Origin of the sequence: Lichenicoccus roseus, from assembly GCF_005844085.1 — a bacterium.
GTDB lineage: Bacteria > Pseudomonadota > Alphaproteobacteria > Acetobacterales > Acetobacteraceae > Lichenicoccus > Lichenicoccus roseus.
Window position 1 is genome coordinate 53,781 of record NZ_VCDI01000011.1, and the last position, 14,636, is coordinate 68,416.

General features: G+C 62.2%; 14 protein-coding genes. 7 read left to right on the forward strand and 7 right to left on the reverse strand.

Translation table 11 applies throughout. From position 1 onward, the window contains the following. The first annotated feature begins 242 nt into the window (after positions 1-242). The 6 genes from FE263_RS20460 (at position 243) to FE263_RS20490 (ending at position 5,079) form a co-directional block, all read left to right on the forward strand. Complete coding sequence (locus FE263_RS20460; RefSeq protein ID WP_171034256.1) at positions 243-668, forward strand: TIGR04282 family arsenosugar biosynthesis glycosyltransferase; 426 nt, start codon at positions 243-245, stop codon at positions 666-668. Between the two features lie 261 nt (positions 669-929). Continuing rightward, positions 930-1,637, forward strand: a complete 708-nt coding sequence (locus tag FE263_RS20470) for a glutathione S-transferase family protein (RefSeq protein ID WP_138327899.1) — start codon at positions 930-932, stop codon at positions 1,635-1,637. A gap of 166 nt (positions 1,638-1,803) precedes the next feature. Then, entirely contained in the window at positions 1,804-2,334 is a 531-nt protein-coding gene (locus FE263_RS20475) for a sigma-70 family RNA polymerase sigma factor (RefSeq protein WP_138327900.1), read from the forward strand. Beyond that, complete coding sequence (locus FE263_RS20480) at positions 2,324-2,965, forward strand: NrsF family protein (RefSeq protein WP_138327901.1); 642 nt, start codon at positions 2,324-2,326, stop codon at positions 2,963-2,965. Before FE263_RS20475 ends, FE263_RS20480 begins: the two co-directional genes overlap by 11 nt. Positions 2,966-3,077: 112 nt before the next feature. Then, a complete protein-coding gene (locus FE263_RS20485) occupies positions 3,078-4,331 on the forward strand; it encodes a lactonase family protein (RefSeq protein WP_138327902.1) in 1,254 nt (417 codons plus the stop codon). Between the two features lie 37 nt (positions 4,332-4,368). Beyond that, complete coding sequence (locus tag FE263_RS20490; RefSeq protein WP_138327903.1) at positions 4,369-5,079, forward strand: DUF1223 domain-containing protein; 711 nt, start codon at positions 4,369-4,371, stop codon at positions 5,077-5,079. Positions 5,080-5,729: 650 nt separating this feature from the next. Here FE263_RS20490 and FE263_RS20495 read toward each other — a convergent pair. After that, on the reverse strand, positions 5,730-6,632 hold the full coding sequence (locus FE263_RS20495) for an NAD(P)H-binding protein (protein ID WP_138327904.1): 903 nt from the start codon (positions 6,630-6,632) through the stop codon (positions 5,730-5,732). A gap of 105 nt (positions 6,633-6,737) precedes the next feature. On the opposite strand from FE263_RS20495, the gene FE263_RS20500 reads away from it, so the two are divergent. Then, positions 6,738-7,193, forward strand: coding sequence for a winged helix-turn-helix transcriptional regulator (locus FE263_RS20500; RefSeq protein ID WP_205880477.1), 456 nt, complete (start codon positions 6,738-6,740; stop codon positions 7,191-7,193). Between the two features lie 131 nt (positions 7,194-7,324). Here FE263_RS20500 and FE263_RS20505 read toward each other — a convergent pair whose 3' ends face one another. From FE263_RS20505 to FE263_RS20530, 6 genes are all read right to left on the reverse strand, one after another. Further along, positions 7,325-8,452 carry a HoxN/HupN/NixA family nickel/cobalt transporter gene (locus FE263_RS20505; protein ID WP_138327905.1) on the reverse strand — a complete coding sequence of 376 codons (1,128 nt, stop codon included), beginning with the start codon at positions 8,450-8,452 and terminating at the stop codon, positions 7,325-7,327. Beyond that, positions 8,449-8,895, reverse strand: coding sequence for a hypothetical protein (locus FE263_RS20510; RefSeq protein ID WP_138327906.1), 447 nt, complete (start codon positions 8,893-8,895; stop codon positions 8,449-8,451). The genes FE263_RS20505 and FE263_RS20510 overlap by 4 nt, the downstream gene beginning before the upstream one ends. Before the next feature lie 9 nt (positions 8,896-8,904). Further along, positions 8,905-10,065: a HupE/UreJ family protein gene (locus FE263_RS20515; RefSeq protein ID WP_138327907.1), complete on the reverse strand. Its 1,161-nt coding sequence runs from the start codon at positions 10,063-10,065 to the stop codon at positions 8,905-8,907. Continuing rightward, complete coding sequence (locus FE263_RS20520) at positions 10,040-11,092, reverse strand: HoxN/HupN/NixA family nickel/cobalt transporter (protein ID WP_240760001.1); 1,053 nt, start codon at positions 11,090-11,092, stop codon at positions 10,040-10,042. Before FE263_RS20520 ends, FE263_RS20515 begins: the two co-directional genes overlap by 26 nt. A 73-nt stretch (positions 11,093-11,165) precedes the next feature. Continuing rightward, on the reverse strand, positions 11,166-12,341 hold the full coding sequence (locus FE263_RS20525; RefSeq protein WP_138327908.1) for a tetratricopeptide repeat protein: 1,176 nt from the start codon (positions 12,339-12,341) through the stop codon (positions 11,166-11,168). Between the two features lie 95 nt (positions 12,342-12,436). Continuing rightward, complete coding sequence (locus FE263_RS20530; protein ID WP_138327909.1) at positions 12,437-13,870, reverse strand: DUF4331 domain-containing protein; 1,434 nt, start codon at positions 13,868-13,870, stop codon at positions 12,437-12,439. Positions 13,871-14,636: the final 766 nt, after the last annotated feature.

Here is a 14,636-nt window from a genome sequence, read left to right on the forward strand (position 1 = left end):
AAGCCGCCAAAGACGCACCCTGCGACGACGGCTTTGTAACCTTCACCTCAGTTCCGACGAACTATGGGTATCGACCTTGACGGGAGCGGGCCCCTGCGTATTCCATTTGTTGATACCGACATCGCGGGCTGCGCCACTGCGCCACTGCGACGATGGGCAAGGTTCCTTGCGCGGGTCGATCCAAGACGCGCCTCGGTGCCGTCATAGGGGCGGAGGCTGCGGCGGCTCTGAGCGGGGCCTTTTTGCTGGACACCACAACCAATGTTGCGTTGGCGGCGTCCTCGGCGCCGATCTCCGCCTGCGTCGCCTATGCGCCCGCCGGCGAGGAAATGGAGCTCAAGCCATACCTGGCAGCAGGCTCCGGGCTCCTGCTCGCCGATGGTGAAGGTGTCATGCCCGACGGCGTGGAGGGTTTCGGCCGATCCCTGTTCGGTGCAGTACGCGACCTGCTGGACGCCGGCTACGTGTCCGCCTGCGTCCTGAATTCCGACGGCCCGACCCTCCCCACCGCATTTCTCATCCGTGCGGCTGCCCTGCCGGCAGAGCCTGGCGATCGCGTTGTGCTTGGGCCTGCCGAGGACGGCGGCTACTACATCCTCGGCGTCAAGCAGCCTCATGCAGCATTGTTCCGCGACATCGCCTGGAGCGCCGCGGACGCTGGTCCTTGATTATGCTAAAATGAAACGATCACCGGTCCATTCAGCTTCCCGCTGCGCCTGCGCCTGCGCATGTCCACCAAGCTCGGCTACAAAACCCGAAATGGATCACGGCAATGGAGGTGACGAATACCTACCCGGGCGGCCACTGGGAAAAGCAGGGCTTCCCATGGTTTGCCGGCATATGGGCGGTCTTCGCATCGTCCGTGCCACACAGTGTCGAAGCGGCCGCTCGAACCACCACCTCGGCCTCGACTTTTCCTGGGAAAATTCATGATCCGCTTCTACTTCCATCCCACACCGAACCCCGCCAAGGTCTCGCTCTTTCTGGAAGAGGCGGGTCTCTCGTTTGTGCCGATCCCCATCGACACCAGCAAGGGCGAGCAGCACACCGCCGCGTTCCGCGCGGTCAACCCGAATGGCAAGGTTCCAGCGATCATCGACACCGAGGGACCGGATGACGAGGAGGTTCGCATCTTCGACTCGACTGCAATCCTGATCTACCTGGCAGAGAAGACCGGGCAGTTTCTGGGCACACCGAGGGACCGACCGGAGCTGCTCTCGTGGCTCCTGTTCATCGCCTCAGGCTTGGGGCCCTTCTCCGGGCAGGCGGTGCACTTCCAATATGCGGCCCCGAACGGCCTGGACTACGCCAGGAACCGCTACCGCCGCGAGGCAGAGCGGCATTATCAGGTGCTGGAGAGCCAGCTTGCTGGGCGGACCTTCATCGCCGGCGAGCGCTACACGATTGCCGACATGTCGGCCTGGGGCTGGCTGGATCGTGCCTCCCGCGTCCGCAAAGGCGAAGCGGACCCACTCGCGGAATACCCTAACCTCAAGCGACTGTTCGAGACCGTCGACGCGCGTCCCGCCGCTGCGCGCGCCCGGCAAGTCGGACAGGAATTCGTCTTCAAGAAGGTCAACGACGAAGCGACCCGACGCGCATTGTTCCCGTCGAACTACGGGGAGGAAGGCGGTTAGCGCTCACCCGGCTGTAGAGCACACCATATTCCCGAGGCGCTGCGGCTCCGCGCGTTACGCGTCAGGTCCGGTTCTGTCTTACACAGGCGCACCGTATCGTCGGTCCTTAAGCTGCAGGCCAGAGTGACCCGCAGAACATGAACAGCATGTTGTGGCGGAGGCTTTGGTGTCGGACCTGGAGTGGAGCAGCATGATGGTGGCCGCCCAGGCGGGCGACGCGTTGCAATACCGGGCGCTCCTCGCTGAGCTCGACAAGTGGCTCCGTGCGTACTACAGGCGGCGTCTGCCGCCGTCGATGATCGACGATGCCGTGCAGGACACACTGCTTGCAGTGCACGAGAAGCGTCACACCTACGACCCGGCCAGGGCCTTCGCACCCTGGCTGGCGGCAATCGCCCGCTACAAATGGATCGATCGACTGCGCGCGATGAAGAGGAGCCGGTCCGAGCCGCTGAACGACGACATCGCCGTCGAGGATCACGGTGAACGGGTAGCAGGCGGCCGATCGCTGGAGCGGCTGCTGGATGAGCTGAAGCCGGCGCAGGCCGAAGTGATCCGGCTGGTCAAATTGCAGGGCCTGAGTATCGAGGAGGCGGCACTGCGAACCGGCCAGAGCAAACCTCTGGTAAAGGTGAACATCCACCGTGGTCTCAGCCGCTTGTCCGCTCTGGTCGGGAGCCGAGCCGATGTCGAATGAAGCGCTCATCGACCAGTTGTCGAAGAAGCTGCGTCCGGTACGGGCGCGCACGCGCGGCCTCAACGCCGCTGTTATCGGTGCAATCTGTGTGATCGAGCTTGTGCTTTTCCTGCTGCTTGGCGGCATGCGACCCGATATGCCGCACGCCATGGGCCAGCCTTCGTTCTGGTGGAAGCTTGCCGGCGCCGGGGCAATTGCCCTGGCGAGCGGTGCCGCGGCCATCATCTCGTTCGCGCCGCAGGACTCGCCCCGTCGTGGCCTCCAGCTCGTGATCGCGCTTCTGATGTTTGTGCTGGCGGCCGGATGGGTCATCGATGAACTGCGGTTCGGATGGGCTGTGCTGGCCGCCCGTTTGGACTGGCACCAGGGGATCCAGTGCGTCTACAAGATGGTCCTGCTGGCGATCCCACCCGTGCTGGGCCTCGGCGTAATCATGCGGGGTGGCGCCCCCACCGATCGCAACGGCAGCGCGTGGACCGTAGGAATTGCTTCGGCCAGCTGGGGAGCATTCGTCTTCGTATTCGCCTGTCCCTCCGACGACCCGCTCTATATCGCCATATGGTACAGCGTCGGCTGCGGTCTGGTCACCCTGGCGACGCGGCTGATATTGCCGCCGTTGACGCGATGGTAGCCTCACCATGACCTAACCACTTCGGTGGCGAAGCGAAGCAGGTTTCTTCGGCTACGCTGTAACCGCCAAGAGCGACATCTCGAACACAGGGGAGTATCCAGGATGTAGCGATATGGAATATCCTCAGAAGTCGTTGTCGGTCCGCGCGCGGACGTTTGCCGTTTCGGCTTTGGCAAGCGGGCTGCTTACCGTGCCGGCATTGGCGGCAGGGACGGTAAATACACCAGCATACGACATCGCTGGGCGCCAGACGCTCTATGTCGAGTCGAACGCCACCGGTTCGGGCAAGAACGCGGTCTTTGCCTTCGGTCTTTCGTATGATGGCAGCCTGCAGCCGCTACCCGGCTCGCCGTTCCTCACCGGAGGTACGGGCTATTTCGATCCATCCTTCAAGCTTGGCCCATTCGACAACGACCAGCAGCTCACATTGAGCGGTGATGGGCGAACGCTCTATGCCGTCAACGGCGGGTCGAACACCATATCGGCGCTTCATATCGGCTTTGGAGGGCAGCTCGCCAATCTTCTTGGCTGGCCCATTGCCTCCGGCGGCAGTACACCCGTCTCCATCGGTCAGCAGGCAAACAGCCTGGTGGTCCTGAACAGCACCGAGGATCCTGCACAGGCTACGTCCACACCCGTTCCTAATATACAGAGTTTCGACCTGCTCCCCGGCGGCTTTCCGCTCCGCCGTCCGCGGCAGGAACTCTCTCTCCCGAGGGCGTCCAATCCGACTCAAGTCCTGACCACGGATACCGGCCGTTTCATCTTTGGCACTAACTTTCCCGCCGGCGGCGACGTCTCCGCATTCGCCCGCCAGGCGGACGGCACAATCACCCAGGCCGACACGGCTCTTCCACCAACGTTCGACGGTGTACAGGCGCTTGCCCTGGGCCTGTGGGCACACCCGTCGCGGCCCTTCCTCTATGCCGGCCTGGTCAACGTGAACCGGGTCGCTATCTATCGCTGGAATACGGAGGGACATTTGCAATATATTGGGGCGGTTGCGGACTCCGGCCAAGGGCCGTGCTGGCTGCGCACTACCCGTGACGGGCATTTCCTGCTGGCGGCGAATACGGCCGATCAATCAATTTCGGTGTTCGACCTGAGCAACCCGTCGAGCCCAACTGAAGTCACCCGCGCTGTTGGCGGCGGATTGGGAGGCTACTTCGAGTTCTCGCTGTCGCCGGACCAACGGCATGTCTACGTGCTGGAGCAGGAGAACAGCGTTGCCTCGGCGGGCAAGAGCAACAAGATCCACGTGTTCGACTTCGACCCATCTTCGGGACAGATCACCAGCGATCCGGGCAAGCTGGTCACCCTGCCGGTCGATGCGTCCACCCGCCCCATCGGCATGGCGGTCCGCTGATGCTCATGCTTGTCGATGCATGCAACAGAACCGCGCGATGATCGCCGCCACGAACTCCTGGCTGTCCGGATTGGTCCCCGTCCTGGCGTTGTTCGCTCTCGCCCCCGCCGCTCGTGCTGCGGACGCCGCGCATCCGACGGTGATCGAGTTGTTCCAGAGCCAGGGCTGCTCATCCTGCCCTCCGGCAAATGCCAACGTGATGGCGTTGGCAAACCGCCCCGATCTGCTGACCCTGTCCTGGCAGGTGACATACTGGGACTCGCTGGGCTGGAAAGACACCTTTGCCCAGCCAGCTTTTACCCAGCGCCAGTATGACTACGCTCGAGTCTTCAACCGTGACAACGTGTTCACCCCTGAAGTCGTGGTGAACGGCCGCTCCGACGTGGTTGGCAATGACCGGGAGGAGCTCGCCGCCCTTGTGCGCAGCGCTGACCGTGGCACCGGTGGCCCGGCGATCTCGAGCACGGCGGGAAATCTGGAGATCTCAGGCGCCGCGCCGCCCACACCGTCCCATGTACTGCTGGTACGCTACGATCCGTCGATCCAGCAGATACCGATCCGTCGCGGCGAGAATGGCGGTCGGACACTGCCGCATCGCAACGTCGTCCGGCAGGTCGCTGATCTTGGCGCCTGGGCTGGCGGAACCGTCCACTACCGGCTGCCCACGGCGACCAACCTGCATCTGCGCTCGATCGTGCTGGTGCAGACCGCCGTCGCCGGTCCGATACTGGCTGCGGCGCGGGTCTGAGGTGGTCGGTCTGGACGCCGATAACAGGTCCGGCAGAGTGCTCGCCATCCCTGACGAACATCCTTCAACTCCGGATTGATCCGGCTCAGACAAAGTAGGATCAAGATTGACCATTTTAGTCACAGGCAATCGGCACCATCGCCTCCGCCACGTTGCGTAGAAAATCGTCGTTCTCCGGCTTTGGCCAGCAGCTCGGCCAAAGGTAGTCTCTCCTCGGTTATCGGGTTCTCCGGTCAGGTTGCGGTGTCGCAACTCCACCTTAGCCAGCAGATCCGGTGACCACCTCCAGCTACACCCTCACGGGATCCCAATTTCCACCACCACCGCGAACGCTACCGTAGCGGCGATCAGACGGTGCAGCCGCGCATTCCGGTTTGACCTGCACGCGCTGCAGCCGGTGCCCGCAGCGTCCTGGCGCCGGGATTGCGGAGCCGAGATTGCCGTGCCGATCGTTGCCCTGCTGCCCGTCTACGGCGCCGCCACAGTGCGCCAGGTGCTGGGCAAGCTGCGATACCCAGAAGCGCGGTCAACTGCGCTCAGGAGTGCCCCTACAGAGCCTGCCGAGCAACGCGCCGGGGTCGGCCGACATGATGGTGCTGGTTAGACCAGGAGCCTCTGCGTGATGCTGGAGCTGCGCAGCTTAGGAGCCGTCAGTGCTGCGAGGGCCTCACGAGCGCCGCGCGATGAGTGCTTACAGCGAGGAACTCCGCAAGCGACACAGCCGGATGGCCGGTCAGAGCCCGAACGGCATCGGTGACAGTGCCTTGCAGCCCCCGGCGTGTAGCGACGTCCATCGACACCAGGGCTGCGGCCATGGCCGGAGGAAGCCCGGCCTCAATCATGCCCTGCCCCAGTTCATCATCCGAGACGTGTACGACCTCCACGGGGTGTTCAACTGCCCGAGCCAGAGCAGCGACTAGCTCATCGATTGTGTGGGAAGACGGGCCGGTGACGTCATAGGCCCCCGGAATTCCGGAAGCCAGAACAGCCGCGGCGACACTGGCGGCATCTGCACGCGAGACATGCGACGACCGTCCGGAACCAGCCGACGAGAAGACCCGCCCGGACGCCAGGGCTCGGGCCATGAAGAACGTGTTCTCCATATAGAAATTGTTGCGCAGGAAGGTGAAGGCGACGCCACTTTCAGCGATTGCTCGCTCCGTTTCACGATGGTCCGGAGCGAAGGGCACAGGGGATTCCGGACCCGCATTCGGAAGCGACGTGTAGGCGATATGCTCGACCCCGGCCCTTACGGCCGCGTTCACAGCAGCCAGGTGCTGCCGCAGCCGGAGGTCCGGCACCATGATTGCGTCAGTCGAGACGATCAAGGCACGGTGGATGCCATTGAACGCCACGGCGAGAGAGGAAAGATCGTCGAAATCGACCTTGCGGACCTCCACACCCCTGTCGGCAAGGGAGCCGAGCTTCGACGGGTCGCGTGATCCGGCAACGATGTTCGATACGCCTGAAGTCAGAAGCCTCTCCACAGTGAGCCGACCAAGCTGACCTGCCGCACCAGTCACGAGCAGGGACGGAGCCGAAGCGTTTATCATCAGAGGTCCTATGGGTTCAGTTTGAGACTGGTGCCATTTTGAGACCTACAACATGATGTGCAAGAAGGCAGGTTTTCCTGCCCGGTTACCTGGAGGTTCCCTGCCGTGACACTTCGACCGACCATGCCGAGTGGGCCGTTCGATATCGCCCTAATTGCCAGTGGGGACCCGGCGGAATGCCCGGTTCGGGACGTTCTGGTGCATTTCGGAGGCAAGTGGAACACGTTGATCCTGCTCTGTCTGGGCTCCGCTCCCCACCGCTTCGGCGGTTTGCGCAGGAGGATTCCACATATTTCCAAGCGTATGCTGACAACGACGTTACGAGATCTGGAGCGGGACGGCTTCGTCTCGCGGCATGCCTTTCCGACAAAGCTCCCGGGCGTCGAATATCGCATCACCGGCCTGGGCCATTCCTTCCTTGACCCCCTGTATGGCGTGCTTGTCTGGGCGGATGGTCATCACGCCGACATTCGCCGAGCGCGAGCAGGTTACGATGTGAAGGCTAATGGACAAGCTCGAGAACTCAGCGAACGTCAGCCTTCTACTCATCCGACCAGATAACGGGAGCTGCCCGCCTTCCTTCATTATTTGAACTGACTCTGTATCCCGCTAGAACAGCAGGAAGCTGGTAGCGCAGCGCTCACCAGACTGGCTACGTCCGCAAGATCACGGCGCCACACGGCGCCATTGCCTCAAGGCAACGCTGAGAAGCCCGTGACGCTCATAAAGACGCCGACACCGATCACCAGAGTTGCCGAGCAATAGGGCAGCACCTCCATCCAGCGATCCGAGCGCGGCAGGTAGCGTACGGCGTGTCTCATGCCGAGAGAAGCGACAACACCCAGCATCACCAGGGTTGCTGCGAGGCCAAGGCTGAAGGCACTAACGAGGCCAATTCCGAGCGCCACATGCTTCAGCCGCAGGCACATCAGGAGCATGGTCAGGGCAGCCGGGCATGGCATCAGTCCGCTGCTCAAGCCGAACCAGGCGATCTGACCCGTCGTTACCGACCGACCGTGAAGATGCTGCCTGATCTGGGCGGCATGAGCCTGAGCATGCGCGTCATGATGGCCGTGGCGCACGTGCTCGTGGTGATGCCCATGCTCATGATGATGGTCGTGCTGATGGGCTGCCAGATGAGGGTGCGGTCCGAGGAACTGGAACGTGTGGTCGTGCCGCCGGCCGTCCTCCATAAGGGAGAAGGCAGCCGCGAAATCATGCGGTTCCGGGATCGTCTCGCTCGAAACCAAATAGCCGTCTCGGACGGTGAGGTGAAAGGCTTGCCTTGTTCCTGCTCTACAGACGGTCTGCAATGAGATCGAGCCGGCGTCCGGTGGAGCGACGGCCCCGAGTTCCAGATCATAGAAATGGATCCGAAACTCCGGTGGCGTCTGCTCCTCGTAGACACTCAGCTCCACGACGCGGTCGGTCGTCCGGAACGTCTTGCCGCCTCTGGGGCCAGTGCTTTCAGGCTGCAGATGCGCAGCCCTCCGCCCAAGTCGCCAGATCATGGTCGATCCGATAACGACGATGACTACGCCTGAGGTGAGCTGCAGCCAGGGTTCCACTTCATCTCCGATGAACTGGTTGCCAAGGTAGATCGCGAGCCCGGCCAGTATCCAGACCAACAGGGAATGAGAAACCGCAGCCGACAAGCCGAGCAGGGCCGCCTGCGGCACGCTGCCGCGCGTGGCTACGACAAATGACGCGATGAGCGTTTTGGCATGCCCCGGCTCCAGGGCATGCAACGCTCCGAGCAGCAGGCCGATGCCCATCAGCCAACCGAGCGAGGAGGTCTGGATCAGGTCGGCCGGGTTCATGTCGAGGTATTCCGTCTGAGGGGAAAGTATTGCCGGTATCGAACCAGCAGCGGGATGGCCAAGAGAGTGTTTAGCATCACGCTGATGGCGACGAACCAATCCGGAACGGTCTGGCCGGGAACCGCCACCAGGCCGCGCGTCACGTCGATGCGCGCCTGGCTGGCATGCCCGATCCTGTCCTCGACCTCGATACGCCAGCGCCCGTCTGTGGTCGCATGCAGTGGGACCTGACCGGTAGGATCAGTTTCTCCAGTGGCCACCGGAAACGGGCCGTTCCCAGGAGCGAAGACGCGATACTCCGCATCCCGCATGGCCGATCCATCCGCATAGCGGAAGACCACCTCGGCGGTTCCCGGCCCACGCAGTTCAACATTGACGCTATGCGCGTAAGCAACGGAGGGAAATACCAGCAGCAGGAGCGCGATGGCGGGTCTCTGCATCATTTGCCTCGTTCACAGGATCTGCAACGTTCGCTGCATGAACCACACGATTGCCACCAGGCCGGCCAGCCCCGACGCACCAGGGATGAATTTTGCCGAATAGCCGTGCATATTGCGCAGTGCAAATCCCAGCGGCAGAACGATCGAGGCCGCCGCGATCTGAGCTGCCTCGACACCGAGGTTAAAGGAGAGCAGCGCAACGGCAAGCGGGAGTGGCGGCAGCGCGAGGGGCCCGAGCGCTGCGGCGAACCCCATGCCGTGGATCAGGCCGAACCCAAAGGCGATCGTCCACCGGCGCCGTGGCAGGATGGGGACAATGTTGTCCAGTGCGGTTGCCACGATGGTCAGGGCGATCGCGCCTTCGATCAGGCGGGACGGAACATTCACCCAGCCGAGCACGGCGGCGGTGACGGTGATGGCATGCGCAATCGTGAAGGCGCTGAGGATCTTGGTGGTCTCAAGGAAGGCGGGGAAGAACCGTCGGACGGGCAGCCAGGCACCCGCATTGACACGCCGAAACATTGCTGGAAACAGCAGGATCGCGATGAAGAGCAGGTGGTCAGGTCCCGACAGGATGTGATCGACACCGACGCGGCCGAAATCAAAAAAGGTTCGACCGAGCCCGACATCGGCGTCCAGGGCCACCCGGGGCCGGTCTGGAGACAGTACGGCAACATGAAATGAGGGACCGGCAATGAAGTCCAGCAGAGCCCGATGCTGCGGATCGAGATCGAACATGAGCGAATAGGCAATGCCGACCTGGTGCACCTGCCCCGGGCACCTGGCGATAAAGCGCAGTACGGCATAGCCGGTCCCGCCGCGTTCGTCCGCAAGCAGAGTGACCGGGCCGGGCCGGCACCGTCCACCACCGGCGTCCAGGCGAAGTCGCGGCAGGGTGTAAGACGCGATGGCCGGAGCCCGGGCCCGAAGGTCGCCCCAGGTGATCCGGCCGGTCGGGTTCAGCCCGATAGCGTAGTCGAGGTCGCGGAGCGCGATCTCCCACTGCACCGACAGCTTATCCGTGTCCTTGACGACCGTGAGGTAGCTCGAGCTGCTGCTGTGTGCGAAGGCCGGTACGCTCAGAACGATCAGCAGACACAGCACTCCGACCTGGAGACGCAGCAGATGGTGCAATGCTCGTGCTGCGTCAGGCATCGGCGCCGAGCCGATCATATCCCTTCAGCCGATATATGATCGCTGACAGGATCCAGCTTGCGACGAAAACACCGATGATGACAACGCCGAGGCTACCGAAATGGTTGTTCAGCGAGCCGACTGCTATCCAAAGACTGCCCTGCAATCCAAGTTCATCACCGATCAGTCCCAGCGTTTCTATACCGCCAACAAGAACGGCAACCACTATCGAGACGGCGGTGATCGTCATATTGTAGTAGAGCTTGCGTATCGGCTTGAGGAACGCCCAGCCATAGGTGCCAAGCATCAGGATACCGTCGGTGGTGTCGATCAGCGACATTCCGACCGTGAACAAGGCGGGGAACACCAGGATCGACCAGATCGGCAGCCCGCTTGTCGCCTGGGCTGCTGAAATCCCGAGCAGGCCGACTTCGGTTGCGGTGTCGAAGCCAAGACCGAACAGTAATCCGAGAGGATACATGTGCCAGGACTTGCCGATAATCTGAAAGAGCGGACGGCAGATCCTCGCCGTAACGCCGCCGCCGATCGTGAAGTGTTGCGTCTCGTCTTGTAAAGCCGGATGGCCATCTCTGATCTGCCTGAAGGAGTGCCAGACGCTTTGCAGGACCGACAGGTTCATCAGCGCAATCGCGAAGAGGAAGGCCGCTGAGACGGCGGTGCCAAGGACGCCGCCGATGGCCTTGAAGGCATCGAACTGGGCCTTGAACTCGGTCGCGGTCACGGCGATGGCAACCGTGGCCAGCACCACGATAGTGGAGTGGCCCAGGGAAAAGAAAAAGCCGACGCTGACCGGGCGCTTGCCCTCCTGCATCAGCTTGCGGGTCACGTTGTCGATCGCGGCGATATGGTCGGCATCCACTGCATGGCGCAATCCGAAGCTGTAGGCCAGGACCGCAGTGCCAAGAAGCAGGGGATAGTGCCGAAAAGTGCTCAACGCCCAGAGCCACGCCGCCACATTTGCGGCCACAAGGAGAGCATAGATCAGGACGATCCTGCCTCGGGTGGTGGACCGGCCTCGCATCAGGCTCTGTATCAAGCCGAGCACGAACGAAGCCTCCCGGCCTGTTGTGGGAGATTGCGTTTGGCCGCCGGGAATGATGGGTGCTCGCAGTCCGCAGTCATGACTTTCCTCCCGAAATCGGCTTGATGTGACCGTCCGCCAGGGCGGTCAGGCGTGGCGCCTCAACAGCGTTGATGCGTAGCCAGAGCCGGACCGGGTCGGCGTCCCGCGGCGCTCCGGCCGCGAGAGCCGCCTCCAGCAGGATCCGCGCATCGGCCGGCTCACGCTGGACCGTCCAGTTCGCCTTGGCTAATTGCAGCGCCCGTTGTGGCTGCTGCTGGAGATGAAGCGCGAACCGGGCCTCCTCGCGCCGGTGCACGGTCTCGCCACGCAACCGGCTGGTCTCGAAGCGGGCCGCGAGATCGGCGATATGGGTCGCAGCCTGACCATCCCCGATCGCGCGCTCCGCCAGGGCAAGACGTAGGAGCAGAGGGTCGATCCGCGTGAGGCCGGACAGCAGGGCGATCACGTCGCGTGGACGATCATGATCGAGCAACCAGTCGCTCCAGGCAGCAAGCAGATAGGGATCGGTTGCATCAAGCCTGAGCGCAGCCTGGTAGTACCGCTCCGCTGCGGGTTCGCCGACACGGTCGGCTGTCTCCGCCTGCACGGTGATAGCCCACACTGCAACGGCCGGTTGAGCACGTGCTTCCGCCTGGTTCTGGGAGAGAGAGATCCCCATGGCCCGCAGGGCAAGCTGAGCATGGCCAGTAAGTGCCATCACCGATGCTGTGCAGATATCAGGAGCAAGCCCGAGGGTGCGGTCGGCGAACTGGCCGCAGTCATGGAGCGCTGAAGGGTACTCCGCCTGCGCCTGGTGGACCGCGGCCAAGGTGAGCCACGCCTGCGCCGATCCAGGCTTGAGGGCAACCACCCGCTGCAACGCCGTGATGCTACCGGCGAAATCGTGGTTGCTCTGCAGGATCACCGCGCGCAAGAGCAGGACGTCGGCCGGCGTAGGCGGCCCGATCGGCCACGGCGCGAGCGCTGCCTCGGCACGACCAAGGAAGCGCGGGTCGCCCAGTCTGCGGGACAGCCCGATCTCGAGCCGCGCAACCTGCAACGCGAGCGCAAGGTTTTTACGGTCGTCTGCGAGCTTCCGGTTCATGGCCCGCAGCACCCCACCGGCAGAGTCCAGAGCTTCTGGAACCTGCTCGAGAACCTGGCTGTCGGAGTTCGGCAAAAAGGGTGCCGCTTGCGCAACAGGATCAAACAGCAGCGTCCAGACCAGCATGACAGAGAGCTGGTGCAAGAACCGTCTCGCACCAGCACGGCCGGCAGTCGATCGTTGGACTGCCTGCAGAGCGGGCATCCGCAACGCCTGTACGTCTACTCGTGGACCGGTTGATGGCTGTCCGATAGCGGCGGCATCACATAGGGAAATGCCGTTAAGTAGTGGGTGTCATCGGTATAGGCACCGTCGGTGAAGTCCAACAGCCCGGCGGGAGCATCGGCCGGAGTGCCATAGAGGCCGAGTGCATAGAGCCGGCCCATTGCGACCCGCAGAGTGATATCGACGACGTCATCACCCGGCCGACGGCCGTTCGGATAGCCTGCCTTATCCCCGGCGATCACGCCCAGCCGGTTCTGCGAGCCGTATGGTGTGATCGGAGTACTGGTATTGAGCCGCATCTCCTCGGAGGCCGCATTCAGGCGGACCGGCGCATTCAGGCCTTTGATGCCGGTCAGGAAGACCGCCACCAGATCGGCACGCGGAATCTTTGTCGGCGCCTTGGCGGTGGGAAACAGCGCCTGGATGAGCGCAGGAACCGTCGGATTGGTGACATACTGACCAAATTGCGTATCGTTAGCAGGCAGAGACATATTGAACTTGTCCTTGTCCTTCAGGCCGATCACGAGCTCGTTGACCAGCGGGTTCGCCAGCCGCGAAACCTGTTGGTAAGTGGTCCTACCATAGGAGTCCTTCGAGCCAAGGTCCGAGGTCGTCCACGCGCCAACAACCGGATCGCCGACATGGGTCAAACAGGCAGACTGGATCTCCCAGACGATCGAGGTCACGTTTTTGCCGGCGAGGTCGTCCATTGCGGAGGCTTTGTACTGCTCACCGATCGGATGGACGTAATTGACCAGATCAAAGGTCTCGCCGAGGTTGACGACGAACGGATCCTTGCGTTGACCGACGAAGACACGACCGGTGCCGCATCCCGGGACAACGATATCGTGGGTGAAAGTTGCGGCATATGCCGCGTAGTTCGGGATCGACTTGTCGCCAATCCGGTCCGCCGGCTTCTGGAACAAGGTCTGCCCACTCGTATCCTTGAGAAGTTCCTCGCTTGGCGCGCCGTTGCGGTAGGTGACCAGGGAGATCGTGTAGACCTCGCCGGTATTCTGCGCAGCGTCGTTTGTTGTAGTGATCTGCCCGTCATTGATGAGCGAGATGGCGACGTTCTGACCACCAACAGAAACGGTCAGATTGCGAGTTACCGGATAGACACGAAATCTAAAAGTGTAAGTTGGCTTTCCCGACCCATCAGAGTCGACGTTTATGTCGTAGTATCCGTTATGTTCCATGTCGAAGAAGTTGGGTCCGCCGCCTGGGTCCTGAAGTGGCACATAATCTGCAATCATCGTGACATAATTCGACCGCCCAGGCTCATAGCTTCGAAACAGAAAGAAGTCACTGGCATCAAGTCTGGGCATACCAGCGATCATCGGGGCTTCCCGATGGCTGGAGGCATAGGCGTGTGCCCCTAGTGCGGCAGACGCTAATAGTGAAGTCGCTGCGAGGAAAAGGCGCTTCATCTGGAGCTCCGCGTGCACATCCCGCACATTGTTGCTGACGGTGTCCGATCGACGCCGCTACAACCAATCCACGCCGCATGCGAAATTGGATGCATGAAATCAGCACAAACTATCTTCTTTTGCATCGCATCAAAGTTAAATTTAACATTTTACTCTTAATCGTGGTAGCACTAACCTTTGTGTTATTAACCCAGGTTAGATGAGGCCGACCATTCGTGCCATCTCTCATGGTTCCCAGTCTGCTCACGATAGAATCTGCGTGGAGTTGACCACCTTACCTGCCCCATACTTCTTGACGTGGATAACGGCTCGGGTCGGATGGTTGAACAGCGAGCGCTACAAGATTTCGCCAATAGCAATTGGAGCTCGCGGCTTCGACTTCAGTTTCGCTGGCTAAACCAGGATTATCTGCCAGGTCTCGGCTTGGTCCAGCATCAATAGATTGGCTCGTGCGAGTTCAAGCCCGGCATCGAACAAGCCCGCGATTGCCGATCCCTTCCGGAAGTCGTCCGTTGCCTGCAGATCTGGCAGGGAGGACGTCAGAGCGCTGCCATCCGGCAGGACCACAAGCCGGTCGCGGATGCGGGCGATCGAATCTGGCACCGGCCAGAGGGTGCGCAACGGCAGCCGGTATGCCTCCTCCATCTGATCTGGCAGTGCAAGCGCCGCCAGACAGGCCCGCATCAGCTCAGCGAGTTCACCGCCCTCGATCGCAACGCTTCCGACCCCCGCCTCTGGCCTGCCCCGCGCCGACACATGCAGCTCG